General features: G+C 42.5%; 22 protein-coding genes. 10 read left to right on the top strand and 12 right to left on the bottom strand.

Annotation, left to right across the window (positions count from 1 at the left end):
- Positions 1-318: 318 nt before the first annotated feature.
- From H6F98_RS12100 to H6F98_RS12075, 6 genes are all read right to left on the bottom strand, one after another.
- Positions 319-2,697: an NACHT domain-containing protein gene (locus tag H6F98_RS12100; protein WP_192218939.1), complete on the bottom strand. Its 2,379-nt coding sequence runs from the start codon at positions 2,695-2,697 to the stop codon at positions 319-321.
- Between the two features lie 66 nt (positions 2,698-2,763).
- Positions 2,764-3,723: a CHAT domain-containing protein gene (locus tag H6F98_RS33495; RefSeq protein WP_192218938.1), complete on the bottom strand. Its 960-nt coding sequence runs from the start codon at positions 3,721-3,723 to the stop codon at positions 2,764-2,766.
- 287 nt (positions 3,724-4,010) lie between these two features.
- Positions 4,011-4,988, bottom strand: a complete 978-nt coding sequence (locus tag H6F98_RS12090; protein WP_199348428.1) for a tyrosine-type recombinase/integrase — start codon at positions 4,986-4,988, stop codon at positions 4,011-4,013.
- Between the two features lie 93 nt (positions 4,989-5,081).
- The gene (locus H6F98_RS12085) at positions 5,082-6,290 is read right to left on the bottom strand and encodes a GUN4 domain-containing protein (protein WP_192218937.1); all 1,209 of its coding nucleotides are present in this window, start codon (positions 6,288-6,290) and stop codon (positions 5,082-5,084) included.
- Between the two features lie 63 nt (positions 6,291-6,353).
- Positions 6,354-6,719: a hypothetical protein gene (locus H6F98_RS12080; RefSeq protein ID WP_199348427.1), complete on the bottom strand. Its 366-nt coding sequence runs from the start codon at positions 6,717-6,719 to the stop codon at positions 6,354-6,356.
- 575 nt (positions 6,720-7,294) lie between these two features.
- Positions 7,295-7,768 (bottom strand): hypothetical protein, encoded by a 474-nt coding sequence (locus H6F98_RS12075; RefSeq protein ID WP_192218936.1) that lies wholly within the window; start codon positions 7,766-7,768, stop codon positions 7,295-7,297.
- A 236-nt stretch (positions 7,769-8,004) separates the two neighbouring features.
- On the opposite strand from H6F98_RS12075, the gene H6F98_RS12070 reads away from it, so the two are divergent.
- Positions 8,005-8,742: a DNA N-6-adenine-methyltransferase gene (locus H6F98_RS12070; protein ID WP_192218935.1), complete on the top strand. Its 738-nt coding sequence runs from the start codon at positions 8,005-8,007 to the stop codon at positions 8,740-8,742.
- 43 nt (positions 8,743-8,785) lie between these two features.
- On the opposite strand, the gene H6F98_RS12065 is transcribed toward H6F98_RS12070, so the two are convergent.
- From H6F98_RS12065 to H6F98_RS32755, 4 genes are all read right to left on the bottom strand, one after another.
- Positions 8,786-9,307, bottom strand: coding sequence for a hypothetical protein (locus tag H6F98_RS12065; RefSeq protein WP_192218934.1), 522 nt, complete (start codon positions 9,305-9,307; stop codon positions 8,786-8,788).
- Positions 9,308-9,458: 151 nt separating this feature from the next.
- Positions 9,459-9,809, bottom strand: coding sequence for a hypothetical protein (locus tag H6F98_RS12060; protein ID WP_192218933.1), 351 nt, complete (start codon positions 9,807-9,809; stop codon positions 9,459-9,461).
- A 287-nt stretch (positions 9,810-10,096) separates the two neighbouring features.
- A complete protein-coding gene (locus tag H6F98_RS12055; RefSeq protein WP_192218932.1) occupies positions 10,097-10,399 on the bottom strand; it encodes a helix-turn-helix domain-containing protein in 303 nt (100 codons plus the stop codon).
- On the bottom strand, positions 10,396-10,962 hold the full coding sequence (locus H6F98_RS32755) for a hypothetical protein (RefSeq protein ID WP_199348426.1): 567 nt from the start codon (positions 10,960-10,962) through the stop codon (positions 10,396-10,398). Before H6F98_RS32755 ends, H6F98_RS12055 begins: the two co-directional genes overlap by 4 nt.
- 89 nt (positions 10,963-11,051) lie before the next feature.
- Here H6F98_RS32755 and H6F98_RS34045 point away from each other — a divergent pair, with 89 nt between their 5' ends.
- From H6F98_RS34045 to H6F98_RS12015, 7 genes are all read left to right on the top strand, one after another.
- Positions 11,052-11,357 (top strand): helix-turn-helix domain-containing protein, encoded by a 306-nt coding sequence (locus H6F98_RS34045; protein ID WP_199348425.1) that lies wholly within the window; start codon positions 11,052-11,054, stop codon positions 11,355-11,357.
- A 457-nt stretch (positions 11,358-11,814) separates the two neighbouring features.
- A complete protein-coding gene (locus H6F98_RS32750) occupies positions 11,815-12,000 on the top strand; it encodes a hypothetical protein (RefSeq protein WP_199348424.1) in 186 nt (61 codons plus the stop codon).
- A 406-nt stretch (positions 12,001-12,406) separates the two neighbouring features.
- Entirely contained in the window at positions 12,407-13,276 is an 870-nt protein-coding gene (locus H6F98_RS12035; protein WP_192218931.1) for a hypothetical protein, read from the top strand.
- 450 nt (positions 13,277-13,726) lie between these two features.
- Complete coding sequence (locus H6F98_RS12030) at positions 13,727-17,332, top strand: DUF3987 domain-containing protein (protein ID WP_242058501.1); 3,606 nt, start codon at positions 13,727-13,729, stop codon at positions 17,330-17,332.
- Positions 17,329-17,511 (top strand): hypothetical protein, encoded by a 183-nt coding sequence (locus tag H6F98_RS12025; protein ID WP_192218930.1) that lies wholly within the window; start codon positions 17,329-17,331, stop codon positions 17,509-17,511. The genes H6F98_RS12030 and H6F98_RS12025 overlap by 4 nt, the downstream gene beginning before the upstream one ends.
- A gap of 463 nt (positions 17,512-17,974) precedes the next feature.
- Positions 17,975-18,481, top strand: coding sequence for a hypothetical protein (locus H6F98_RS12020; protein WP_192218929.1), 507 nt, complete (start codon positions 17,975-17,977; stop codon positions 18,479-18,481).
- Between the two features lie 166 nt (positions 18,482-18,647).
- On the top strand, positions 18,648-19,019 hold the full coding sequence (locus tag H6F98_RS12015) for a hypothetical protein (RefSeq protein ID WP_192218928.1): 372 nt from the start codon (positions 18,648-18,650) through the stop codon (positions 19,017-19,019).
- 88 nt (positions 19,020-19,107) lie between these two features.
- On the opposite strand, the gene coaD is transcribed toward H6F98_RS12015, so the two are convergent.
- Positions 19,108-19,593, bottom strand: a complete 486-nt coding sequence (gene coaD, locus H6F98_RS12010) for a pantetheine-phosphate adenylyltransferase (protein WP_192218927.1) — start codon at positions 19,591-19,593, stop codon at positions 19,108-19,110.
- 39 nt (positions 19,594-19,632) lie between these two features.
- Entirely contained in the window at positions 19,633-24,840 is a 5,208-nt protein-coding gene (locus H6F98_RS12005; RefSeq protein ID WP_192218926.1) for a filamentous hemagglutinin N-terminal domain-containing protein, read from the bottom strand.
- Positions 24,841-25,148: 308 nt separating this feature from the next.
- Between H6F98_RS12005 and H6F98_RS12000 the strand changes: the two genes are divergently transcribed.
- Both H6F98_RS12000 and H6F98_RS11995 read left to right on the top strand, forming a co-directional pair.
- Positions 25,149-25,739: a ParA family protein gene (locus H6F98_RS12000; protein ID WP_192218925.1), complete on the top strand. Its 591-nt coding sequence runs from the start codon at positions 25,149-25,151 to the stop codon at positions 25,737-25,739.
- Positions 25,739-26,122 (top strand): hypothetical protein, encoded by a 384-nt coding sequence (locus tag H6F98_RS11995; protein WP_192218924.1) that lies wholly within the window; start codon positions 25,739-25,741, stop codon positions 26,120-26,122. The genes H6F98_RS12000 and H6F98_RS11995 overlap by 1 nt, the downstream gene beginning before the upstream one ends.
- Positions 26,123-26,235 lie beyond the last annotated feature (113 nt).

Raw genomic sequence — 26,235 nt, 5'->3', positions numbered from 1 at the left:
TCTTGCCAAATGTTTCAGGATTTGTAACTCTACATCCATTGCCCTACCTACAATGCACGAGGTTTACAGTATTTATTTCTTCATTCTAATTCTCGGAGAGTGACAGAAGAGGGATAATTAGGCAAACTGTCGTAAAAATAACATCGGTTTTGTTAAGTAAGTGAGCGTCGAGCATGGCAGTGGTTGAGTCTACGCTGCTGGTTGACTGACAAAACTCAACAAGCATAAGCCTTAGAATCAGAATTGAATCTTGCTCTCAAAAGTCACCTGTCTTGCGAGATAAGAAATAAACAACATTCTTTAGCTATTGATCTCAACTTAATTCCTTTTGGTTCCGCACTTGATACAAAAGTTGTTACTAGCAGAATTATGATGACCACAATTTTTACAGACAGTATGATTTGTAACTTGTGGAGGAGAGGGTTGTACTGAAACTGATTGAACAGGGGCGTAAAAATTTTGTGTATAGGGCTTAGCAAAGTGTTGACGTAGCAGGTCATGAATGAAGCGATAACTACCACCAGCTCGTTGCAAAAATAGGCGATTGGTACAATAATCGAGGAATCTCGCATAATTCCAAGGAATAGAGCCACTAGACCACAAAATTATACGCAGAATAAAATGCTTAATAGCAGGGATTCCGCTGCTGGATATTCCAATAAGTATTCCCCATAATATTCCAGGCACGATCCAATCAGCTGAAATTGGATTATTAAGCTTATCTATTATATTTATTTTTTGAGTTAATATTTGAATTATAAAGATAATCAAACTAGCAGATAAGGAACTAACTGCTGAATTTTTTATAGTATTAATAACTGATTGCCGAATACCTTGGTTTGGAGAAGTTTTATTTTCAATTTCCAGCCCATCTATTCCCGAAAATAGCGCTCCAATCAGCCCAAAAATCAGCCCTGAAAATAGCCCTGAAATTGCCCCAAAAATCAGCCCTGAAAATAGCCCTGAAAATAGCCCTGATTTCAGCCCTTCAATCAGCCCAAAAATCAGCCCTGAAAATAGCCCTAAAAATAGCCCTAAAATCAGGCAAGATTTCAAATTACTTAAAGACTTCTTAAGAGAAAAATTAGAAGTTTTAATTGTCTGAATTTTATTTCCAACTAGCCCATAAAATAGCCCTGGAAATAGCCCTAAAAATAGCCCACCACTTAGTGTCTCAAGCTCACTATCACTATCAAATTGATAGTCAGAAAATAGTCCATAAATAAGCACATAAATAAGCCCGGAAATAAGCCCGGAAATAAGCCCACTTATAGTTGTTTTACTCAAAGTAGGTATTAAATTAATAAAAACAATTGTTCTTTCAATTTTATTTTCTATAAAATCACCAAGCAGCCCTAAAGTCAGCCCAAAAATTAGCCCGAACCCCCACCCAAAAGATACCCCCCCAGTGGGGTTGGGAGTTTGCCAAACAACAAAAATTAGCCCACCAATTAGCCCAAAAATCAGTGTTACTATAACTTCCCATAGAAAAACAATATAAATAAATTCTCTGGCTCTATTTTTCAACCAATCTGGCTGCATTTTTTCAATTAAAAACTCAGTTGTCTTTTCCTTAATTAATCGATGTGCCAACCAACTTAACCAACGTTGAGTATTTTCCTGCTTAGGTTGTTTATTTTGATAAGGACGTTTAAGCATCCTACGAATATAAGCATCAAATAGGTAACTTAAACGTTCCTCAGAAGACTTAAACTGCTGCCATGTTTCTATTGATATTTCTTGAGCAGAGAGTACAATAATATTTAACAGAAGCGGTGTTTTAGCTAATTCACTTAAATCAGTATCATGACTAATACTCTCCCATAATTTTAAGTGACCTGTATTTTGTAAATATTGATAAACTTGTTGAGGAGAAAAAGGGTGTAATTCTACAGAACTATTTAACTGTAGTAAACTTATAAAACGCTCATATTCTTGAATGCGGCTACAAACAATTACAGGATTATTCCAAGTACCAGGATGTAAAAACTGATTGATTCTAAGAACACACTTTTCTTGACGAGTTGCTGCTAGTTCATCTAAACCATCTAGCAGAGGTATAATCTCTTGATTGTCTACCAACTGTTTACCAATATCTTGACGCACTCCATATTTGTCTTTTAGCTGCTCAACTAACCAATTTTTTATAGTTTGATGATCATTCTTCCAAGAAGACAAAGAGAATAGTACTGGCACGGCTGGTACGGAATGTGCTGAGTTATCTTTAGCACGCATTACTAAGTTCTCAGCTAATTTAAGAAGCATGGTAGTTTTCCCAGCTCCTGGTTGTCCTAATATTAATAATCTACCGGCAACATCTGCTTGGTCAAAGACTTTAGTAATCTCTGTGTCCTTTAAACTAACTTTCGGCTTAGAACCAACTTTCACTTCTATCTGCCAAGGCGATTTTATCTGAGATGGATTTTGCTCGGCTTCCAAAACAAGATAAACTCGATTGTGAAGAGAAGTGTTGAGCCGAGTTTCAATTTCCAGCTCAACCAGTTTTAATAAGTCCTGTCGAATACGAGAGCGCTTTGCTAAGGTTAATGCGTCACTACTGCCTTTGCGTCCAAAAAGAACAAAGTTATTGTTTAAGAAATTATTCCTTCCTTGGACATAATCTCCCTCAACCCGCTCGTTATAATTACCTTCTTCAATATCGAGACGGCGATTCTCGGACTTGTTATTCTCTGTCATAGTTGAATCTCCGTTAGTCTCTTTAATGTCTAGGAAAGTAAACGTGTAAGAAAAGTAGAACTATATTTAACTATCCTTAGTTTTCTGCCAATCCTCTAATGCACCAATGACAAAACTAGCAGCAGGATGATTGAGCAGTTGAGCCAAAGCCTCAACACCACCAGCCTTTAAAGCACTAGTTATCCGTTCTGCTCTCATTGGATTATTTTCAATAGCTTTAATAGTTTCGGCAGCTACTTGCATCTTGCCCAACGTCGTATCAGTAGGATAAGATTTATCTAACTGTTCTAGAAGCTTTTGAATTTCACCAGCAACTTCAGCAAGGTTTTGTTGTTTGCTAGTAGCGTAGTAATCCCCTTGGATATAGTCACCTTCAATACGCTCGTTATAATTGCCACTACCAATATGAATATCGCGGTTTCCAGTCATATCCGATTTTTGCTCCTTGTTAGAGAATAAAGTTTTGGACTTATTTCTGATACGTGATTTTGGAGTTAAAGACTCTGGTATGCTATTGAGGTCAATATTGTTACAACCAAAATCAAAAGCCTCTTCATAGCTTCTCCCAGCACCAAGAGTGTCATAAAATGCTTTAGAAAAATGAATAGCAGCAATATCAGTGATGGCACTTTTCATGCCAATAACACAATTGATGTGCTGGTAAATTGCTTCTGCTTGAGTTTCTGAATAACAAGCATTGAGCAACACACACTCAACTGTGTCTCTAAATAACTTGAATAAATTACTCAACGATTCCGTACTAACCAATTGCGCGAGTCCGGAGTTATCCTCCAATGCTATGCCGTCCGTTCCATCCCCATGACCCGAAAAATGAACAATTTGTGGAGAGTGATCTAACAGTGCGCGGCGTAAATCGTCAATCCTCACAGCCAAACGGGGAATGAGTTCAAATTCTTCCCTGTGTCTGGAACGCTCCAATGCAGATTGGATTTCCCGTACTTCCTCGTCTAAACGAAGCTTACTTGTATTGACGGGATTGGCGGATAAAATCAGAATTTTCTTCATATTCCTAACCATAACAAAGCAAATATCATTAGCTTTTACAGAAAATGGCGGTTATATAAAAATAGTAGTTATACAAAGCTACAGATGCAGAAAATTGAATCCCGGATAAATATTATCAATATCAGTTTAATAACAAAGTCAGTAGACTCAGATTTTGCCCTATGTAAGGGAACTGTGCGAATACAGGAGTCTTAGCTTGTCCTCAAAGAACCCAAATGGGTTCTATAGGATCGTGGACGCGCTCCTGCGATCGCAAAAGTTTTTGGTCTACTGAATTTAGCTAACGCTTAATCTTCCTCTTCACCAATAACCTGAACCGCTTTCTCTAAGTCGTGATACGAGGGCTGACAGTAACGGCGGGTGGTTTCAAGCGATTCGTGTCCCGCCAGCGCCGCCACCTTTTCTAATCCTACGCCGCCATCAACTAAATTTTTGCAGAAGGTATGGCGCAGTGAGTGACAGGAGAATCCATCAAGGTCTCCCCGGTACTTCTCCACCATGTGTTCAATGCCCCGACGTGTCAAGCGACCACGCTGCCCTACCATCACTGGCTGATCAGTTCCCTGGTGTTGGTCGTAGCCGAGCAGTAGAAATCCCGATCGCGCATCTTTATTTAAAGGAATGGTTCGGCGCTTACTACCTTTACCCGATCGCACAATCAAGCTTCCCTTGCGATCAGAGATTTCCACGTCACTCCAGAGCAGATCAGCCAGTTCACTAACTCGTAAGCCAGTGTTAAGCAAAACCTTAATCGCTCCTAAATCCCGCTGCTCACCGTAGCGTTCCACTCGCCGCAGCAAGCCGTGCTGTTCGGGGCGGTTAAGCCAGCGGATACCAGGGCGCTGCTCCTTTACCTGCTTAGGAATTTTCGGGATGCTGTGAATTAGCCCCGCGTCTCTGGCAAAAATTAGAAAAGTGCTAATAGCGGATAGCTTGCGGTTAATCGTTCCCGGTTTGCTTTTTAACAACAGGTCACGTTTATAGTCTCTTAGATCTAAAGCAGTGATAAGATTAGGGGCAAAGTTTCCTTGAGTCTTCTCAAACCATTTAACAAAAATATTTAAGTCACTTAAGTAACTAGTGATAGTGTTATCACTTCGTTCATCTTCCTCTAGGTGTTCTCGGAATCCCTCTCGCCAATCTAAATTATTATGTGACGAGTTTTCTGGGAGATAATCAGCAAGTTTTAGAACTTTACCCAATTGCTCAAAACCTCGATACGAGCCATAAGCATAATTATGTGACCAGTTTCGGGGCTGGGGCAAGCTATGCAGTTTTTTTAGTATCTATCAAGCCAACTTATCAATCGCACGTTATTTTACGTTGTTTAATACCGATAATCCCACCTGATATAACCTTTAATACATTGTGTATTGGCGTAAGGCAAAAAGCCTTAAGGCTTTGCTTGCAGAGACACACTTTCGAGAACGATGAAGATAGGGTGCTATCAATACCAAAATAGGAAGATGACCTGATGGTGCTTTTAGAGAATAAGTAATATCGGTATAATATATCCAGCCGCCTTCATACCAGCCAACACGTTCTCCAAAAGCTGGGTAATTTCTGTTAACTTCTCTCCATATATCCTTTTGAACACTAAAACCGAAGCGCCCTTCAGTATATCGGAGCCAGAGACTATTTATAGAGCGTAAGTTTTCACCAGGAAAGTCTTCTTTTATGTACTTTCCGATATGATCTGTTAGCTTTTGATTGTGACCAATTTTTTGTGATAAGGGTTTCAGTATAAGTGATGCCGTAACTATATCAGCCTTTTGCCATTGCCCAGATTCAAGAAGGTCTTCTAATTGCTGATATTCTACAGGTTCTCTTAGAAGCAAGTTGAGAAAATTAGTATTAGAAACAGGAGCCGCTTGAATAATTTCGGTAGCAGGTACAGACAAAGAAGTTTCGGTAGCAGCTTGAACAACTGCTGTGGCTGCTTCAAACAGAGAACTTTCATTACTAGTCTTACCGATAACTTGATTCCAACAGCACAACTTTTCTTTGACAGAAGGCTTATCTTTAGCTTGATTTTCTAAATTAAGAGCAACTAGCCGTTGTGCCTCTTCTTTGCTGTAACCTTCAGATTGTAGGCGAATCACAATTTTTAAGAGTTGAGCAGCCACCTCAGAGAAGTTTGAACTTATTCTGATGCGATCACCTTGTATTGTGATGTAGTTGTAGTCACCTTGTATGTAGTTCCCTTCTACAGATTCGTTATAGTTACCGCCTCTTGTATTAATAGTAGAAGTAGAATTACCATCATCAATGTTGCAATCATCAATACCATTCTCGATGCCGATAGGCTCTCTCTTTAATTTGCGTTGACGATATCGGGACGAATACATAAGAGTTCCACCAATTGCCATTACGCACACACCAGTGGTTAGGCGAGAAAGAGCAATAATTTTAATAGGTTGTACCCAAGTCCCAGGTTTACAAAATAGTATAATTAAGCCCCATAGGGCAATTAAACTAGCAGCTACAGCGAGTAATAAACCGGAATAGTACTGGAACTTTTGTCTTGCTGAAAACCACTGACTGGGTAGATGAAACCAGAAAAACATCTACTACCCTTTGCTTTTCATAATTCGGTTTCTGATATAACTAAGAACCTAAAAGAAGTATGGTCAAATTTTCTTAGTTTTTTTCCAATCTTCTAACGCACCGATCACAAAGCTAGTAGCAGGATGGTTGAGGAGCTGTGCAATGGCTTCAATACTACCAGCCTGCAACGCACTAATTATTCGTTCAGCCAAGCTAGAGTTACTCTCAATGCGGCTCATTGCTTCAGTAGCAAGTGCCATCTTTCCAGTAGTGGTGTCTGTTGGATAAAACTTATCCAGCTGTTCGAGTAATTGCTGAATTTCAGCGGCGATTTCATCAATACTCTTCTGTTGACTGCCTGCGTAATAGTTACCTTGGACGTAATTACCTTCTATTCGTTCGTTATAATTACCACCACTTGTGTTGATAGCACGACGATTATCAATCATGTGTTTATCCAGACTTAAGCTTTATTTGCTGATAGCTCTCCTACCCTTTGTGCTTTTTGAAGCGAATAACTCCATCAGCAGCATTAGGCGTTGTTGAATAAGAACTTCGTAAATCCCTATAGATTATGGCGGTCTTTCATTTAGATCTTTAGTGATTAGAATCACTATCAAGTTTTAAATCAATCACTACTTTCCTTTAAGTAATACGCATAATTTTTAAATATTACTCGTATTACAAAATTAGTGTAATTTGATAAATCATTGCTTTAGATCATCAGGGGATGAAAATCGACCGACACGGGCAAGCCAAGATTCTCACCCAATCTGAAATCCAGTTGCTTTTTCGCCAATGATTGCAGACTTCACGCGATCACGCTTTGTTCGGGATCTGTCTCTACTGCTGTTGTCGCATCAATGAAGCCTGTACCCTTAACGTTAATGATGTCTACAGCAAAGGGAAAGTTAGACCAGAGCTTCTGATCCGCAAAGGTAACACCAAAGGGAAGCTTGCGACTAGAAGTATCCCAGTGATTGAGGACTTACACCGAAGAGCTTCAGCAGGTTAGGTTACAAGATTAAACCCACCCCACAACACCTCGGATTTGAGAAACTGCCAGTTCCCGATCAATGTGTATCCTAGCTTTGACGATAGCTGTATCCGGCTGCTTGTACCAGCGCTGCGATCGCCAGCAGAATCCGCTGGCTGTAATGGCTTCCCAGGTGTAGCGAGTGCGATCAACAATTAACCATAGCTCGTGTTGGCGATAAGTCTCTTGTGGGAACTTGAGGATGCCTATCTCAGCCAGAATGCTCAGCTTCATTCGGGAACGTTCCAACCGCTTCATGAGTTCGAGAAAACAGTGGGCAGCTCGTCTCGCGTCGTCATGGCTTGGATAGCGGTAGCGAGCGCGTGGCTCAAATTTGAAGTTTTGACCAGACAGCAGAAACCGGAACTTACCAGCAGAGTCCTCAACAAAGCTAACTCGCCATTGAGTTTTTGGGTACTGTACGCTAAAACCTTGAGGCTGGATCTTGACCGCTGCTGTCATCTACAGTGTTGCTTGAGGAGAGCGTCCACCATCTTACCCTTCACTTGACTTCCCGGCTCTTTCTTAGTTATCCAAAATTCAATAATAAAAGTGCAGCGGTACGCATAACATCGCAACTAATGTCTGTTGGAACAGAGGTATATTTGTATACCGCATTCTTTTAAGCATATATATTCTTTAAAGACAGTAAAAAAGGCTAAACTATAGGTACATTTATATACCGCATTCTTTTTAGTATGTTTATCACTTGGAGGGAGTACAAAGGAAAAAGAGCAAATAGCTTAAGATGCCACTTAAGGCACAGCTATTTAGAAGGTGGTTTAAAAAAAGAGACGGCAAAGTATTTAGGCTGTGTAGTTCTCAAGCCAAGTAAGCCTGAGCGAGAAGTCTTTTGGATGCAGGTAAAGTCTGGCTTGGATAAATTGAGCCTTACTAGTGAACAGCGGCTAAAGATAGAATCCGTGATCGCACAGAAGGTTCCCAGAGGAAAACATGAGAAGTTCATCACTGCCAAATCAGATGAGCATTACACCCCTAAGTACTTCTTAAAAGCAGTAGTGGATTGTATGGGTGGCATTGACTTAGATCCTGCCAGTAATAGTAGAGATAATCCCAATGTTCCAGCAAGTCATCACCTGACTCTTGAGGATGATGCCCTGAAGCATGAGTGGGCTGGGCGGGTGTTTCTTAATCCTCCGTTCTCGGAAGTATCAAAGTTCCTCAAGAAACTGATGACTGAGATTGATAGCGGTAGAGTCACCGAAGCTATTGTCTTAACCAAAAGCGATACCCGAACTAACTGGTATAAGCAACTGCGCCAAAATGCACAGTCACTCTGCTTTGCTGAAGGCTATCACCGCTTTGGAGATGCTGATAAGTCAGCTACGTTTGGTGTACTGCTTTCGTACTTTGGTAAAAATCCCGCTAGATTTCGTGAGGTATTTAAACAGTTTGGAGTCTGTTCAGGAGATTGAGCGAAACTGTCCTGTAGTTATAACTTAGGAGTGAAAGTTATAACTACACAAGAGTATCAGCAAATGTTAGCTGTTTACCTTGAAATGGCGACACCCAATTTCTTTTCAACAACTGAACGAGCCAATGTGGTGATTGAATGGTGGCTAGTTTTTTTATTAAAGAGAACCAAGGCTCATTAGTTTTAGGTGAAGTGCTTTCTTCCTCTGGTACCCGGTTCCAGCCAAACTCTTCAGAAGCTTCAAATAGATTGAGTTGAAAATCATCAGGAAGGATAGCAGCTAAACGATCAAATAGATTAGAAAGCGTTTTTTTAACTGCGTTGCAAAGCCGCCACTCATATAAATTAATTAAGCAATTAATAGCGGTAGCAGCGCTACTTATGTGATTCCAGTAATCTCGATTGTTTGCTTGATAGTTTACAATTCTACCAATACTTTTTGCTATCTTCTGTAAGCCAGAAGCAATAATCTTATCCTCTAAGCGCTTACATTGCTGAATAAAGGTTTTGATATCAGCGTAGATAGATTCTAGTTCAGGAAAATTCTCAGTACGCAGGTTGGACATAACCGTATCAATAATCCTTCTTCTATTGTAGCAAAAATCCCTGAAAAAGCATGATACGTGATGATTTTTCAGGGATGTTTAACAACAGAAGAAATGCATCCTTTTACTGAAAAAAGCAAGTTTTAACTCTGTAATTCAAGGTGAAACCTACTCAACCTCTTAATCTCAAGGGAGGAAGTTCTTCAACTCTTTCAAATTTATAGGAAACGAGGGGAAAATCACTAGGAAGAAAAACTCCATAAGGAACTTGTTCAATTATGGATTTATTTGAAGGATTGAAATTATACCAATCTCTTCCTCTATAATCAATACGGTAAGGGTCTACATCTATCCACCAATGAAGAGTAAGGGGAGGAGGAACATCACCTCTATTCCTCCAATCTAAACTTCCATGTTTTACTATTGCAGGAATATTATTTTTTACTAATACCGTATAAATAACCCTAGTATTTCCTTCGATAAGATGTAACCACGCATCAAAGGCTTCGGAACATTTCGCCATCGTATTATGTTTTTTTTTTCATGTAATTAATGATATCTGGCTCTAGGGTATCTGGATAATAAACCGGAGCCTTGGCATAAGGAGCCAGTAATTTTTCTAAATAGGATTTGTCAGCCATAAAGTTAATGGGAGGAGGCTTAATTCGCTAGATAATCACAGCCAAAAATAGCCTCCCATCAACAGCTAGCTAATGTCTATGCTGTCCGGGCATTGACTTTTTGAAAAAGCTATGGATCAAACACCACATCTTAGGCGAAAGAAAACATATAAGAGTAGCTGGCTCTGTGTTAGTCACAATCACAATATCGACTAATCAAAGGTGCTGGAAGCTGTTCGTGAAACTCTAAGAAGATATCAAACAGTGCAAGAGTTTGCGAGTAGTAAGGACTCGGTTTTTCCTGACTTCGTCCTTGAGTGAGCCAGCGGTTGACACGCGATATATCGGTTTGGCACAGCATTGCTATTTGATTACGACTAATCCCTGGCCATTTTTCTGCCAGTTGTTGAGGTGTTAGTGCCAAGGGACGACGATTGGCAAAGCGTTCAAGTAGTTGTTGTTCCCATTCCCCAAAAGAGCGTCCGTTTCTCATACCAACTCCTCTTGGGGTAAAGGTTTTAGCTGATCCTCCCAAGCGGTTGTGGCAACGCACCAAGAGGCACTTACTGATTCCTTGTCGAACCAAATTACATACTTCCACATCCACTCACAGTGATGAGGCGCATACGCATAGTAACGCCCAATGCATTGCCCTGTATCTGTTTCGCCTTCTGTCTCACCATTGATCGGGACAAAACACAGACGTATGCGATCGCCATAATTGAAGCGAGGATCAGGAGCAGCAGTAGGAAAATTAGCCGGGAGTTCGGTGGATTTAGGATATTCCACACTAATGGGGTCAGGAATTATTTCGCGATTGCCTTGCTCAATGGCTTCGAGATAGGCAGCAACTAAATGAGAGTCGAGGTTTTTTGCTAGCTGCTCAATCAACAAGGCAGCAACCATTTCTAATTCAGGTTGAGTGATTGGCTGTCTATTTTGTAGCTGAGCAAGCAGATCTGTAATCGCAAAGTCATGGAGTGCCTGCTCATAGATTGCTTTTCGGTCAGTGATTCGTGAGGGTGTTGAAGCTGGGTCAGAATGGACAATAGACATAAATTTGTCAGTTGTAGGTTGAGTTCGTTCCTGCTTGTATCTACTACTCTTGCGTACTTTTACACTTATAGCCTACAAAGTGTCATTTATTGTCTATAGACTTAGGGTCTGCATTCCCCGACCATGATGCCGTGAAGCAAGAAGATCAATCGGGCATCAATCGACGCTTTGGGAAAGCCATTAGGCGGCGACGGCGAGAATTGGATTTTTCTCAAGAGGAACTGGCGGAAAGGGCTAATCTCCACCGTACCTACATCTCAGATATTGAGAGAGGAGAGCGCAATCCTTCCTTAGAAAATATTGAAAAGCTAGCGAAAGCCTTAAATATATCTATTGCTGGTCTATTTACTGATTACGGTATTGAGGTCAGGGGTGAATCAGGAAACGACCCTTGATCGGTTCAACACACTCGCCTAAGTTTTGAGCTGTCTACTGGGACGTGGATCACAAAGATATCCAGCAAGCTTACTTCAAGTTTTTACTTTCCTGGTTCCAGGATACTCTTGAACTTAAAGTGAAGCCGCCTTGAGGTGAACTTTAAGTTGCCTTTAAGTAGATTTGAGGTGAACTTTAAGTTGCCTTGAGGTGAAACTCGAATGGAGCAGAATCCTTGTATAGTAGGACTTTGAAGGAAAACCAGGTCTAGATAAGGTTCAAGTTTTACCTAAGGGCAACTTAAAGGCAACTTAAAGGTCACTGAATTTTAAGTGACCTTTAAGTTGCCTTTAAGTAGATTTGAGGTGGCTTTAAGTTGCCTTTAAGTAGATTTGAGGTGGCTTTAGGTTGCCTTTAAGTAGATTTGAGGTGGCTTTAAGTTGCCTTGAGGTAGCCTTGAAACCATCCATATTTTTTATGACCACTGACGTAACTACCACGTATTCTTGCAACGGGTCATTGATGCTGCTACGGTTCAATTGGTCGGACTTTTATAACATTCAAGATCAGGAGCTACTCTATCCCATGCAAACACAAGGAAAACTAGAACTCACCATCAAGATCAATGAATTTCCAGAAAACGAAAACGTTGAGAATGGCTAGAAACAATTCGATCTTGACTACGACGGTCAGCTAGTCAGAGTCAAAGTAAAGCCCAAAGTCTTTAAGAAACTTGAAGAAGCACAGGCGAACTATCCCACTTGGGTAGCCGCGATCGCCGGGGGGGGGTGAACCAATTTGTGGAGCTTTAATATTGGAGCAGCCAAATATTAAAGTATCTGAGGGGAAGCCAAAAGAGGCAAAAATAGAAGTGACAACAGTATAAGTAACTACAATGTTATGGTTGAGTAATTCACTAAGTTAGTGGTAGGAAACGGCAAAAATAATTTGTTTGATATCAAATTATTTTTCTTGCTAATAGCAACAATCTCTTACTTCGTAGTAAAATTGTACTAGTTTTATAAGAATACCTCTGTTTGCGGCAGAGGTACTTAGCGGAATATTATGTATGTCAACAATAATAACATTTGACTTTGGCAATGGGACAATGAAAATCGAAATACCTGAAGATTGCTTAAAATTACTAACTACTATTGATTTATTAAGCAATCTTCAGCCTATTCAAGATGCAAGGGAAATACAGAAAGATGCATTTCTTTCTTCAGTTTACGGCTGGGAAAGTGCTTTGTGGTGGGCTTTTCAGCGTAGAGCAGCACTTCGGTTAGTAAATTTCCCCCTTAATAAAACAGAGGAATCTAAAGCTGCTAAGCCTTTTGGATATTTCCTTTACTCTATGTTTTGCTTAGCTAAAGCAGTTTTGGATGTAATCGATACCTTGTATCAATTAGATTATTTAGAAAAAACTTTTAGAATTTATAAAGATGCTGATGAATGGTTTAAGTATTTATGTTTAGAACAAGAATTAAGTGAATTATTCTGTGCAGTATTTCCTGAATTGATTTTTGTTGCCTACGTTTTACCTGATGATCAGCAATTTAATTATAATAAAGGACAAAGAAGTGTACTAGGATATTTGCAAGCTTTGCCTAATAGAGATACTAAAGAAAGGAAGATGCGAGAAGAACTTAAGATGCTTAAACAAAAAGAGAATCCTTACCCTCTCGATTCAGGGGATTTATACAGATTGATCGAATTTTCTACATTGATTGCACAAATTAAAATTCAAGGAAAAAAAGATGATCTTGCAAGCGTTATTAGGATATTTAGAAAAGCTTGGAAAAACTACATTGATGATTATGCGAGACTACTCAGCAATTTACATAGAGGAGTTGGAGGAAAAATGAGGCATATCAAAGGAGATAAAATCTATGAGACTGTATCAGGCAACAAGGTCGAGGTTATCCGTGCTGCCAAGTAACGTGCAAAGATCCTGCATCAAGGGTAATTCTCAACGTAGCCAGTGCTGCCTTTTTTTTAGTTACCTGGAACCGTAAGGGTTTCAGCCGCAATGCGTCCAAATTGAATAGAAGTGAGCGTTCCAAATCCCCCTTTTTAGGAGGAAAATATCAGAAGGCTCAGCAGATACTTACTACTGAGCCTTCTGATTTTTATATTCACCCCCCCACGCACTGGTTGTAGATTGCGAGACTCCTCCAGTGCTGAGGGATCTACCACCCGTGCTACATGAGTACGGGGCAGCAAGATACTTCTCTATGATCATCCATAAATTAAGCTATTTACTTAATGATTTGCAAAAAAAATATGACTTTTCCTCAAATTCTAGCAATCTCAGGGGGTTCAAGAAAGCTAGACGGACTGACAATATTTCCGTTGTTGCTCACTTGAACGCTGTTGAGGAGGTGCTGTAATGGTCACAAACTTCACTAAGAAGCCTCCTCAAAACGTCCAAGAAACACTTAATTGGTTGTTGGCTCTTGGTCGCCCACCCTTGCCAGAATGCCCTATTGAAGCAGCAAAACAGGGAAAAGACCCTAAGCAGCCTTGTTTCTTAGATGGTAAATATCTAAAGACTGTTAACTGGAAGCAATGGCAGAATACCCAACCGATTGAAGAGATCTACAAAGCTTGGTTCCAGAATCCTAAAACTGGCGTTGGAACACTGGGCGGATGGAATGGTAAGCACTGGCTTGGATGGATCGACTTTGATCAGAAAGATTTTGCTAGCCCTGAAGAATGCGATCGCGCTATTGCAGAATGGGTTGAACAGTATCCACTACTGAAAGATGCTCCGATGTTCCGCACTCCAAGCGGTGGTTATCGCTTTCTAGTAGCCTTTAACCAAGAGCCGGAGAACTTCAAAGCTAATTCAGGTTTTAGCCTCAAGGCTGATGGTTCTCATCATGTTGGGGAACTGCTCTCTAAAAATGGTGGGCACACCTTACTACCCCCTACCGTTGGTGTAACAGGCAAGGCTTATCAGTGGGTGCAATGGTCGGAATATCCTCCCACAATTGATCAGCCGGAAGACATTGGATTGTACCCAGTCAAAAAGAAAACTGAAGTTAAACCCCGCTCAACGGTAAATGACTGGACAGGCGGCACCACCCTAACAGACCTGCTTAGAATAGAAATCTACCCTCGACTATCTTTGGATCGTGCATTTAGCTGGCACGGACATGATTTTAAACAGCATGGCAGCAAACTGAAGGGCAACTGCCCGTGGCACGATTCTCAATCAGGTACAGCCTTTTACACCGAAATTAAAGATGGTTCCCCTGTTTGGCGTTGTCCAGCGTGTGAGATTGGGGGAAGTGTAATTGAGTATCGCCATCGTTTAGCAGGTGGAAACGGCTCCCCTCGTGGTTCTGAATTCGTAGAGCTGGTAAAAGAACTGGCGGCTGAAGTTGGGGTCGTAGTGCCGGATTTTAAACCTTATACTACCAACGACAATCATCAAAATTCTGGCGGGTCTAAAGGTGATAAGGGTAGTAAAGTTGCCCTCCCCCCTGGTTTTGACTCCTTAACCCTTGAGCAGGTTACGGAAAAAATTGATGAGCTTATCGCTCAAGGTGCAACCGGCTCTTACCTAACCGGACAACTAAACCGCCTTTCTGCTGCTAGCCAAATCTACACCCATGAACTCAGAACACTTTACTATGAAAGGCTTGCGGAATCTGATCTAGAGATTGATCGTGGCGATAATCAAGCTCAAGTAGAAAATCTCCTCAACTTAGGTGATCAATCCCTTGATTTACAGGATTACCTTCCAGAGGCGTTAGCCACTCCGCTCAAACTTTGGTGCAGTTGGCTCTCCATACGCCCTGAATCCGCTTTTACAGCACTGTTAACTGGTGTATCAAGCCTACACAAGGTCGGCACGAAACTGGTGATTCATCGGAATCAAAGGTTCCGTGTGCCTCCTATTATCTTTTCTGCGCTGGTATCTGATTCGGGGCAAAAAAAATCACCGATTCTTGACAATATCATCCTTGATCCATTGAATGAATTACGCCAAGAAAAGATCGATGCTCACAAAGCGGCAATGGAGGAATATGAGGCGGCAGTAGAGTTATGGGAGAAATCTGGGAAGAAGGGTAAAAAGCCAGAGGAACCTAAAGATCCTACGCTGTACTATCTCACGAATGCTACAGGTGAAGCTATCCCGGTACAAGCTAGCAAAGCACCGGATAAAGCCTTGTTAGCTCTTATTGATGAACTATCCGGCTTATTCAGTAGTGCCAATTCCTACCGTGGTGGAAGAGGTAGTGACAAGCAAGATATACTCTCCTACTTCGACGGCAGAGGTCAAACTGTATTGAGGGCTAGTGGCATCAAGGTTGATCTCCGAAATATTAACCTTTCAATCTTTGGCACAATTCAGCCAGAGGTTCTGAAGAATCACATTGCCGATTGCTCTGATCCGGATGGTCAGTGGGCACGATTTCTGTTTATCAATCAGCCCCTGGTGGCTGCGACTCTATCCGATGATGATGGGCAATTTGTTCAAATACATGATCGCATTGCTGGATTTTATCGCCAAATTGATCAGCTACCAGAAATGGAATATCGCCTATCTCGTAAAGCTTTTAAGCGATACCAGCGAATCTACAATCAGCTTGAGAAGCTCCGAGTAACTCACCCCAGACCAGGCATGAGGGCTGTGTACTCGAAGATGGAAGGATATATCGGGCGCTTGGCACTTAATCTGCACGTCCTTTGGGAACTCGCTGCTGGTAAAAGCTGCCCATCGGAGGAGATACCGTTGGTCATCATGGAAATGGCGATCGCGCTGGCTAAGTTCTACATCGGTCAAGTAAAGCTAGTACATAGCTTTTCTGATGAAGAGGGATTAGCACCAGGTATCGTGAAGCTGATTGACTTGTCTAAGCGTCTCGATACCAATGGTAAGGATGGCTGGATTAAGGCGCAGCAGTACCGAGAATTGTTTGCTGTCAAAAAACGCCCCTCGGCTCAACAAGCACGAGATTGCATGATCGAAGCAGTAAAACAAGGATTTGGACGCACTCGAAATGCTGGCAATCGTTTAGAGTATCACTGGAGGTGTGATAACAATAACGATGATAACAGTCCACCTCCACCTAAAGATGAGTTAGGGAACTTAGGTAAGGTTAGGGAAGACTTAGGTAAGGATGTTCCCTACGCTGAAAACCCTGAAAAACAAAGGTTTGAAGATAACTTAGGGAACTTAGGAAAAGGTGTCTCTAACTCTTTCTTAAGAGAAGAAGTAGTTGATCAGAATAATGAAGTTGATACTGAATCATCTTTAGAAGGGGGGTATCTTCCCGAAGCCTCCCTAAATACTCCTCAAAATTGCTCTGATGTAATTACAGAGGGCAACACAGACTTAGGGAATAACGTAGGTACCCCCTTCCCTAACCCTTTCCTAAGTTCCCTAAACGACGTAGCTACTCAGATTGATGAAGGTGATAGTGAATCATCTTTAGAGGGGGGTTATCTTCCCGAAGCCTCCCTAAATACTCCTCAAGATTGCTGTGAGGCAGACACACAGAGCAACACAGACTTAGGAAATACCTTAGGGAATGCCTTCCCTAACCCTTCCCTAAATTCCCTAAGCAATGACGAGGAACCAGAACAATTAGATCAGCCGATGCCCTCAGAGCAAAATGACTCCACATTGGTTGATCAAGAAGTAGACGAAGCAACCATAAATGAATTGAGAGAGTGTTTATTACATTGCACCAGCATGAGCATGGTATGTCTTGTGCTTAATGCCTTGAGCAACTACCCCTCAGCCAAAACTGAGGCTTGTAAGGGTCTACCCCCTCAAAAACAACAGCAGAAAAAAGAATGGGAAGCTGAATTGGATGAGCTAAAAGCAAGCTTCAAAGTAGGTGATCACGTCTATTGGTCTAAATGTCCTGCACCTTGCGAACAATTTGCCCCCTTTGAAATTACTGCCATTGATGGTGATTACGCCAATCTTGACTTATTCGAGAAGCCAGTATTGCTAACAGAGTTGAGGAAGCCATGACAAAAACAATTCCATTAGCCCAACCATCTTCCCCAGTTCACGAATCACAATCAGTATTGATTCCTAAGCACTTGCCGCCAATTGTGCGGGATGTAGCAAAATCTCTGGCTCTACGCGATCGCATATCAGCAGAAAGATATCTAGCGATTCACTTTGAGACTAGAAGAGATGGTCAATAAGTTAAAGGTTGCCAGTATCAATCATCAACTGGGTGACAAATGATACCCCTTCCTCTGCCCCGTGCCATCAAAACCGAGCTTCCCGGTAGCATAAAAAATACCGGGATATTATCTCTCTTTCAAAAGGATAGAAATTAACTTTGACCATCAACCCAATCAGTTAATAGTTCTTCGATTAAATCGCTTAGATGTAGTCCGCTTAGCTGTGCTTTAGCAATTCTTTGCTTAAGCAGTAACTCTTCTGTTTTCAACCGTAATTTAATTGGAATGTACGCTGAAAGTTGAGTGTACTCAAAATTGCCTCTTTATCCTTTTAAAAGTCTACCTACGTAAAGGAGAAGTTGCTTTACTCGTGGTCTTCACTAACTTTAAAGCTCTACATTTTTAAAATATAAATTGATTTATTTTACGCATTCGCTACATTCTCGTAGTCGCTCAGATGCTTGCCTATACAAGACTAAATATGTTAAAGTTAACGTTATTGGTAACATTCTCAGTATTAGCAAATATGAGCTTAAAGAGAACTTCAAAAAAAACAGGCGCACCTAAAGCGCTCTACGAATCTACTCATATAAGAATCCCTGTACCAGTGAAAGAGCAAGTTGAAGAAGTTAGTGATTGGTACCGAGGACTTCTTAGAAGAGGTGTTAAAGTAGAAAAATTACCTTATTTAATGGAAGTATTTGAGTGGGCAGAAATATTTCAAGAAGCTTCAGAAAAGATAGACGAATTAATTGAGGAACAAAAAAAACGTGAAGATGAAGTGTTACAACCTGGCAAAACTTCTAACAATCATGATTCTTATGAATACTATTTAAATTCAAAAGCTTATAAAGAAACAAAAGAAACCCTATTGGGAATAAAAAAAATACTAGAAAAAGTTAATGAGAAATCTTTTAACCCAGTACCAGAAAATGTCTTGCCTCAAGTTCTTCAAAATCAACAAACTATTAATAGTTTTCTCAAATAAAATCCTTAAAACCTCGTTGGTGAATTAGTGATATACAAAAACATTCTATACTCCTATCAAGAGTCGGGTGGCTATGAGCAATATAAGTTCTCGGCGGGGGGAAATTAGAGATGTGTGAAAGCTTACTGAAATGTTGTTAATTAAAGCTAGATGAAGGTAAATTAAAATGAAAAAATCTAAATTCGTTTTAAAGTCAGGAATCAAAAGAATTTCTCCTAAGACAGCAGTAAAACCATTGGGGATTAAACTGATAGGAAGTTGGTTGCATCCACTATCTGTAGGGTTAGAAAGCGAGTGTGTAAGTTGGAGATATGCAAGCTTAATCTGTGGAGTAGCATCAGGTAGAGTCGATGGGAATAAAGAAAAGGTGATTTATTATTTAATTGAGAAAGGGCTTCTGAACCGTAGAGAATGGCAGGAGAGAATGAAGTCTTGTAGAACCTGTGATAAAATGTATCTAAAATTTCTCAATGAAGTTCAGGCTTTTCTAGAAAAGCAACCTAATATAAGCCATCCCGAAAAAGTCTTCGGAATTTAGTAGTTTTATTAAAGCCCCAACTGAAGAAAAACTAATCCTGAAGGCAGTAGTAGATCAACCTTCACGACGCTAGCTTTAGAAGGGAGAGTTAAGACAGCAAGGATTGATAATGTTCCCGTAATGCTTTAGCCACACTTAAAGGAACAAGATGCTCTACAGCTCCCCCAAATCTCGCAACTTCCTTAACAACGCTACTACTCAAGAAACTGTACTCGCTAGCCGTTGCCAAAAATAGTGTTTCAATATCTGGTTTTAGGCTGTGATTGATTTGAGCCATTTGCAATTCTCTTTCAAAGTCCGATACAGCACGTAACCCACGAATAATAGTTTTAGCATTGTGCTGTTTTGCGTAGTTAACAGTTAAGCCTGAGAATGAATCAACTTCTACATTTCTTAAGTGCTGTATCGAGTTTTTAATTAATTTAATTCGTTCGGCAAGAGAAAACAAGTATTGCTTCTCTGAGTTAACTGCGACAAGAACAATTACCGATTTGAATAAATTTGATGAACGTTCTATTAAATCCAGATGACCTAGTGTTATCGGATCAAAACTACCGGGGTAAATAGCTTTCACGCTATCTCTATCTCCTGTGTTTTGTTGCTAATAGCTCCATTAAGAATGAGGACAAGTTCCTGACTTTTGCCAAGAGCTATAAGGTGTACCTGTCTGCTCATTAGCCGTAAGTACTACCTCTCCTCTTTGGTTAAGTTCCCACGCTTTTGCTTCTACGATCGTCGGTTGTCTGTTGTTGGTTGTTGATTGATTGCTAGTTGTCGCTAACCCTTGTACAGAAACAGACTGCTGTACTTCTGACGGCTTTCTATTGTCAACAAAACGCAAATCTTCCCAAACGGCATTAGGGCTAAGAGCTTGGTCAGGAGAGTCAGGTAAGCCACCAGAACCTGTGACAACAAATCTACTCTGTCTACTCGCTAGAGTCCCTCCAGCCGCACAGGTTTGGTCAATTTGGTTAGAGGCATCAACGACTGCTGTTGGCAGGTTGGTCAAGCCTCGGCTGGGGTCAACAGCTAGCCCATTGACATTCACCGTACCCGATATTCCGAATCGGGAACTAGCCGTAATGTCACTTGAAGGAGTGCGTTGGTCACGGTACTCTAGCCCAAATAGACCAGAAGTCGTGATATCAATGTTCCCACCATTACCCATCTCGGCATCGGCAACGATGTCGCTATCTTCGCCAGGGACGGCAAGGATTAATTGAGCATCAATAGCAAGGTTGCCACCATTGCCGTTTTGACCCGCTTGGGCAGATATCTGGCTGTTGTTACGCAGACTCAACAAATCCTCGACAGTGAGGTTAATGTTGCCGCCTTCACCCGATGCCGTTTCTGCAATCAGTTGTCCGTTGTCTAGTAGTACAGAGTTGGCGGTGATGTTCAGGTTACCAGCATTGCCTGTCCCGGTACTGCTGACCGTGACTTTTGCCTCATCCCGAACGGTTAACGTTCCCGTCTCCAGGGTCAAGTCACCGCCGATACCACTACCGGAAGTTTCAGCCGCGATGAAGGAGCCATTGCCACTCAAGGTAATCGAATCAGGAGCCGTGACTGTTAGAGTTCCTCCTTGACCACTTGAAGTAGTAGAAGCTGATACCTGCGCTCCTTGTTGGAGATTTACCGTCAAGGTTGGCTCGTTGTTATAGGGCTGCAACGTCAATGAACCAGCAGGTGCGGCTCCTTCTGTTAGGGCAAATAAACCGCTGTTGCTGCCTTGTAGGTTGACAAGATTAGCATTCACTTCAATACTGCCACCTTGTGCTGTGCTAGTGGCAGCTTCAGTTGCTGTGGCAGAGATATTACCTCCATCAAAGACACTCAATTGAGGGGTGTTAATCGTTACGTTCCCTGCTACGCCAGCACCTTCAGTTTGAGCAAATAGCCCACTTGGAAGTTGTCCGTTGACAACACTCGTTGCTGCATTTGGTGTTTCGAGCGAAACATTGAGAGTGTAAGCACCCGTCGGATATGAATCAACCCTAATAAAGTAGGTACCAGGCTCACTGAAAGTATGTCTGAGATAGGGGTCACCGATAGCCGTACTTCCTCCGGCCCCCAGAGAAGGAGAAGCGTCAAAATTAGATATCAGCTCGTTTCCATCACTGTCTAAGAGGTTGAGGCTTTTGAAGGTATCGTGCACAGGTCCATCAATATCGAAAATCGCCCGAGTTCCTGCTGCTGTTACTTCAAAGGCGTAGTAATCATTATCAAAACCATCACCATCAACATCAGAGGGCATAGCTGTACCCTCCACGGATACGTAGGGAATTCTGGTGGACAATTCCACGTTGGGATTGACATCATTAGGACTGTTGAGGAAGAACTGAGTGAGTGGCTGGGCTTGAGCTATTTCATCATTTGACTCCACTTCAGCTATAGGAAGAGGGTTATCAACTAATACATTTATCGGTTGAGGCAGAGTGAAGTTGGGGTCAACTCCAGAGATAGTGACATCTTCAGTAGTATTAACAGTGATGTTACCTGCTGCGCCACTGCTACTAGTACTCGTAACCAGTTGAGAGCCACCTGTTAAGGATAGCGCTCGCGCAGTGATATTAATGTCACCCCCATCGCCTAGCGCTCCCGGATTCACAGCCGTGCTGATGTTACTGCCGTTGGCAAGAGAGATGCTCCCCCCAGCCTCTACCGTTACGTTGCCCCCATTACCAATACCAGCCGTGATGCTGAATATGGCGCTATTGTTGTCGAGCGAAAGAGAATCAGCTACCTTAACTAAGACATTACCAGCATTTCCCTGATTAAATGTAGCTGTATCGATGAAGGATGCATCGGTGAGAGACACGACTCCTGCATCAAGTGTAATGTCACCCCCATTGCCTATTGCACCTAGCTCCAAAGATGTAAACAGACGGCTAAAGTCCAGCGAAACCTCTCCATCAGCAAAGATAGAGATGCTGCCAGCATTTCCCACGCCACTCGCTGTAGTCGTCAGTTCAGTATTGGTTAAGGAAACCGAGGCTGCCTCAATCTGGATGTTACCGCCGTTCCCACTTGAGGCATTGCTGTTGAGCAAGCCATCTTTCAGCTCGAAGATTCCCGTAGGGCTAGTGAGGGTAATGTTACCGCCACTAGCGCCTGAGGCATCAATTGTGGGAGAGGATTCAGAACCAGATACGTAAACAAAGGGGTTGATAGCAATTGTGCCATTAGTGGTAGTCAGGCTAATTGCTCCCCCATTCCCAGCATTGCCAAAAAAAGAGTACGAGGAAGACGACAAAGAGCCAGTGATATTGATGTCGTTGGCCGCTTCAATGCTAATTGCTCCCCCATTCCCGGCTTTGCCAATAAAAAAGTACGAGTACAAGTAAGAGAAGAAAGAGTACAAAGAGTCAGTGTTAATGCTGCCGTTGGTCGCTTCAATGCTAATTGCTCCCCCATTCCCTCCATCGCCAGAACTAGAGTACGAGTAAGAGTACAAAGAGTCAGTGATGACGCTGCCGTTGACCGCTTCAATGCTAATTGCTCCCCCATTCCCTCCATCGCCAGATTGAGAGAGTGAGTAAGAGTACAAATCGCCAGTGATATTGATGTCGTTTGCCGCTTCAATGCTAATTGCTCCCCCATTCCCTCCGCCTGAATTAGATGACGAAAGAGAACCAGAGTATGAGTAAGAGTACAAAGAGTTAGTATTAATGCTGCCGTTAGCCGCTTTAAGGCTAATTGCTCCCCCATTCCCGGCTTTGCGAGAAAAAGAGTACGCATAAGAGTCCAAACCACCATTGATATTGATGTCGTTGGCAGCTTCAAGGCTAATTGCTCCCCCATTCCCGGCATTGCCAGAGGAACCACCATTAGAGGACGAGTAAGAATACAATTCGCCAGTGTTAATGCTGCCGTTGGTCGCCTCAAGGTGAATCGCTCCCCCACTACCAGCATCGCCAAATTTAGAGGACGAGTAAGAATACAATTCGCCAGTGTTAATGCTGCCGTTGGTCGCCTCAAGGTGAATCGCTCCCCCACTACCAGCATCGCCAAATTTAACTGAGGATGAGTAAGAATCCAAACCACCATTGATATTGATGTCGTTGGAAGCCTCAAGGCTAATTGCTCCCCCATTCGCGGCATTGCCAGAACCAGAGACAGAGACTGAGGAAGAGGACAAAAGACCAGTGGTAATGCTGCCGTTGGTCGCCTCAAGGCTAATTGCTCCCCCATTTGCTGCGGCATCGCCACGACGAGTGCGCGAGTAAGACAACAAATCGCCAGTGATATTGATGTCGTTGGAAGCTTCAAGGCGAATTGTTCCCCCATTACCAGCATCGCCATAAGTAGAGTACGAGCCAGAATTCAAATCACCATTGATATTGATGTCGTTGGCAGCTTCAAGGCTAATTGCTCCCCCATTTGCTGCGGCATCGCCACGACGAGTGCGCGAGTAAGACAACAAATCGCCAGTGATAACGCTGCCGTTGGAAGCCTTAAGGCGAATCGCTCCCCCATTGGTGGCGTTGATAAAGTTCCAGGACTGTTGTCCATTAGTGCTAATGAGTTGGGTACTCACATTCCCCGATGCTGCCGTTAGGCTAACTATCCCCCCAATCCCATTAAACGGCTGTACAACAACATCTCCACCAATCGTTATTCCCTCTGGCACAGCTCCCGTACCAGAATTAGGTACTGCATCTGTATTAACACCCCCATAAGCCAGAGTCTCCTGCCCGGAGCGCATAATTAATGCCGAACCATTACTCAGCGTTGCCGTATCGAGTCCAGGCGGCAAAGTGCTAGTATCGGGTCCTGTGATATTGATATCACCCTGGAAGCGAATATTACCTGTTGCTTCCACCAACAGCGATGCTCCTGTATAGTTAGCCGCCACATCCACATCCCCCTCGGCACTGACAATCGGGTCATATAAGCTGACAAAGTTTACCAGTCCCCCCGATACAGAAGAAATTGAAAAACTGCCTCCACTGCTAAAGCGGGCATCCCCTGAAATCGTCCCATCACTGATTAAGCTCAGATTGCCCCCACTGACAAACGGGGTTTGTGTTGGATGATTCAGTGCCAGGATGTCAATGCCTTGATTTCCCTGTATCGTCAGATTCCCACCCGCAAGCGCTACAAACGGCGTTGTCAGCGAGTCGCGCACTTTCACTGTCTCCTGCGCCTGTAAGGTCAAATCCCTCCCTGCCTGTAGCTGTCCCTGTAAATCCAGCTTGTCAGCAACCAGTATCAGGTCTTGTTGAGATGCTAAATTTCCCGTATTGCTAATCGTTGCCCCAGGTTGTGACGTTCCCCACTGCAAACCTGGAGTTACGTTCACCGTCAGCAAGGGCGGTGCTGTCGGATTGTTGGCACTAAACTCACTGCCATCAGCAAACTCGAAACTACTCGCTGTACTGGCAAAAAACGAACCGCTAATGTCTAACCGAGCGTTAGACCCAAAGATAATCCCATTCGGATTAATCAGAAATAGGTTAGTCGTGCCGCCAGTGAGACCAAGCGTTCCTAAAATATTGGAAGCGTTAGTGCCTGTTACCCGCGTCAGAATGTTCTCAATCCCGACTGGGTTAGCAAAATAAACCCGCTGTCCTTCTCCCACATTGAACTCAAAGAAACTGTGGAACAGGTTTATCCCTCGTGTTGCCCCACCATCAATCCGGTCAGCCGCCTGACCACCGACATCAACACCGGGAGTAACAACAGAACCTTCAGCCCCCAAAGTCGCATCAGGTGTAATCTGAGCTAAGGTACGGTCGGCTCCAGATGTGAGTACTCCACTAATTGTCAAGAACCCTACTATCCCTAATTGCCAATTCCTTAGAAGATAAGCCGCCATACTCGCATCCCTGATTGATGTCCTAGCTTTAGAAGTAACTAACCAACAACTAGCTCTCTTCAGATGTCTTGCTTAAAGCTAATTGATGTGCAACCTTAATTCCTCAGCGTCAATCAGAACTTTTATCTAGTAAGTAACGAAACTTAATAGAAAGACAATTGACTATTAGATGAGACTTTCGGTTAACTGGATATCCAAAAATCTAAATAGCTGCTTATTCAATTATTTGAATAACTGGTAAGCTGACCTTATGAAAATATGGTATTTTGGCAGGACATCAAGCGGGTTAGTGCGAAACGCTAGCAACCATGATCATCACAGTAGCTTCATTCAAAGGTGGTGTGGCTAAGACCACCAGTGCGGTGCATCTAGCTGCCTATCTAAAAGATCAGGGCAGCGTGATTCTAATTGATGGTGACCCTAATCGCAGTGCTACGGGTTGGGCAAAACGGGGCAGGTTGCCCTTTGAAGTGGTTGATGAGCGGCAGGCTCCGTACCGTCTAGTCAATAACAAACCTGACCATATTGTGATCGACACTCAAGCCCGACCATCGGAAGAAGACCTGCAAAATCTCGTGCGAGGTGATTTGCTGATTCTACCGACGACTCCAGATGCTCTAGCCTTAGATGCTTTGTTTCAAACAGTGCTGGTTCTCAAAAAACTGGATGCTACTAAATTTCGGATTCTACTGACGGTCGTTCCACCTAAACCCCGCAAAACAGGGGAACGAGCAAAGGAAGCCCTAGAATCACAGGGATTGCCATTATTCAAGCACTGGATCAGGCGATTTGCTTGCTACGAAACAGCCGCTTTAGAGGGCTGTCCTGTCTCTGAGGTGAAAGACCGGAATGCTGGCATTGCCTGGAAGGATTATCAGCAGGTTTGCAAAGAGTTGTGATGACAGAAAAAGATAATGCCTTCCATCGAATTTTCGAGGTAGTTGGTCAACCTGATTCGGAAGTGCCACCAACACCAATAACTTCACCCCAGCCACTAAGGGAATTAGAATCTTCGCCAGAAACCGAAGCTGAATCCCCCAAACGTGGAAGACCGCGAGGTAAGAAATCAGATCCGGAGTTTATCTCTGCGATCGCCTACATCAAAAAGAAAACTCACCTTCAGGTAAAGCGGCTGCTTTTGGATAAAGAGGAACAAGGAGAAAAGCAGGACTTCTCTGAACTGGTACAGGAGTTGCTTGAATTTTGGGTGCAGCTCCAGCAAGGTGAAGAGCCAAAAACTTTAATAGCTAGATTTTCGGATAGCCAAAAATCCAAAAAATAACCCTCTTCTGTCACTCTCCGAAATACGAAGTAACAAGAAAGCCAAACTATCCATCAGGAAAAAAAGGTTGAAATTGATTCATGGCATGAATTAACTCGTGAAAGCCGAGCAAC

This window comes from Microcoleus sp. FACHB-SPT15 (genome assembly GCF_014849525.1).
In the GTDB taxonomy this organism is placed as follows: domain Bacteria; phylum Cyanobacteriota; class Cyanobacteriia; order Cyanobacteriales; family Coleofasciculaceae; genus Symplocastrum; species Symplocastrum torsivum.
Note: the sequence above shows the minus strand (reverse complement) of the source record. Positions and strands in the feature narration are given on the sequence as shown.

What these genes read in the sequence shown, in the direction of transcription:
- H6F98_RS12100 (WP_192218939.1), bottom strand. Translation starts at nt 2,697, where the DNA reads ATGACAGAGAATAACAAGTCCGAGAATCGCCGTCTCGATATTGAAGAA.
- H6F98_RS12030 (WP_242058501.1), top strand. Translation starts at nt 13,727, where the DNA reads ATGGTCACAAACTTCACTAAGAAGCCTCCTCAAAACGTCCAAGAAACA.
- H6F98_RS33495 (WP_192218938.1), bottom strand. Translation starts at nt 3,723, where the DNA reads ATGAAGAAAATTCTGATTTTATCCGCCAATCCCGTCAATACAAGTAAG.
- H6F98_RS12020 (WP_192218929.1), top strand. Translation starts at nt 17,975, where the DNA reads ATGTTAAAGTTAACGTTATTGGTAACATTCTCAGTATTAGCAAATATG.
- H6F98_RS12035 (WP_192218931.1), top strand. Translation starts at nt 12,407, where the DNA reads ATGTCAACAATAATAACATTTGACTTTGGCAATGGGACAATGAAAATC.
- H6F98_RS12080 (WP_199348427.1), bottom strand. Translation starts at nt 6,719, where the DNA reads ATGATTGATAATCGTCGTGCTATCAACACAAGTGGTGGTAATTATAAC.
- H6F98_RS12065 (WP_192218934.1), bottom strand. Translation starts at nt 9,307, where the DNA reads ATGTCCAACCTGCGTACTGAGAATTTTCCTGAACTAGAATCTATCTAC.
- H6F98_RS12060 (WP_192218933.1), bottom strand. Translation starts at nt 9,809, where the DNA reads ATGGCGAAATGTTCCGAAGCCTTTGATGCGTGGTTACATCTTATCGAA.
- H6F98_RS11995 (WP_192218924.1), top strand. Translation starts at nt 25,739, where the DNA reads ATGACAGAAAAAGATAATGCCTTCCATCGAATTTTCGAGGTAGTTGGT.
- H6F98_RS32750 (WP_199348424.1), top strand. Translation starts at nt 11,815, where the DNA reads ATGACCACTGACGTAACTACCACGTATTCTTGCAACGGGTCATTGATG.
- H6F98_RS12085 (WP_192218937.1), bottom strand. Translation starts at nt 6,290, where the DNA reads ATGTTTTTCTGGTTTCATCTACCCAGTCAGTGGTTTTCAGCAAGACAA.
- H6F98_RS12025 (WP_192218930.1), top strand. Translation starts at nt 17,329, where the DNA reads ATGACAAAAACAATTCCATTAGCCCAACCATCTTCCCCAGTTCACGAA.
- H6F98_RS12005 (WP_192218926.1), bottom strand. Translation starts at nt 24,840, where the DNA reads ATGGCGGCTTATCTTCTAAGGAATTGGCAATTAGGGATAGTAGGGTTC.
- H6F98_RS12075 (WP_192218936.1), bottom strand. Translation starts at nt 7,768, where the DNA reads ATGACAGCAGCGGTCAAGATCCAGCCTCAAGGTTTTAGCGTACAGTAC.
- H6F98_RS12070 (WP_192218935.1), top strand. Translation starts at nt 8,005, where the DNA reads ATGTTTATCACTTGGAGGGAGTACAAAGGAAAAAGAGCAAATAGCTTA.
- H6F98_RS12055 (WP_192218932.1), bottom strand. Translation starts at nt 10,399, where the DNA reads ATGAGAAACGGACGCTCTTTTGGGGAATGGGAACAACAACTACTTGAA.
- H6F98_RS12000 (WP_192218925.1), top strand. Translation starts at nt 25,149, where the DNA reads ATGATCATCACAGTAGCTTCATTCAAAGGTGGTGTGGCTAAGACCACC.
- H6F98_RS12015 (WP_192218928.1), top strand. Translation starts at nt 18,648, where the DNA reads ATGAAAAAATCTAAATTCGTTTTAAAGTCAGGAATCAAAAGAATTTCT.
- H6F98_RS32755 (WP_199348426.1), bottom strand. Translation starts at nt 10,962, where the DNA reads ATGTCTATTGTCCATTCTGACCCAGCTTCAACACCCTCACGAATCACT.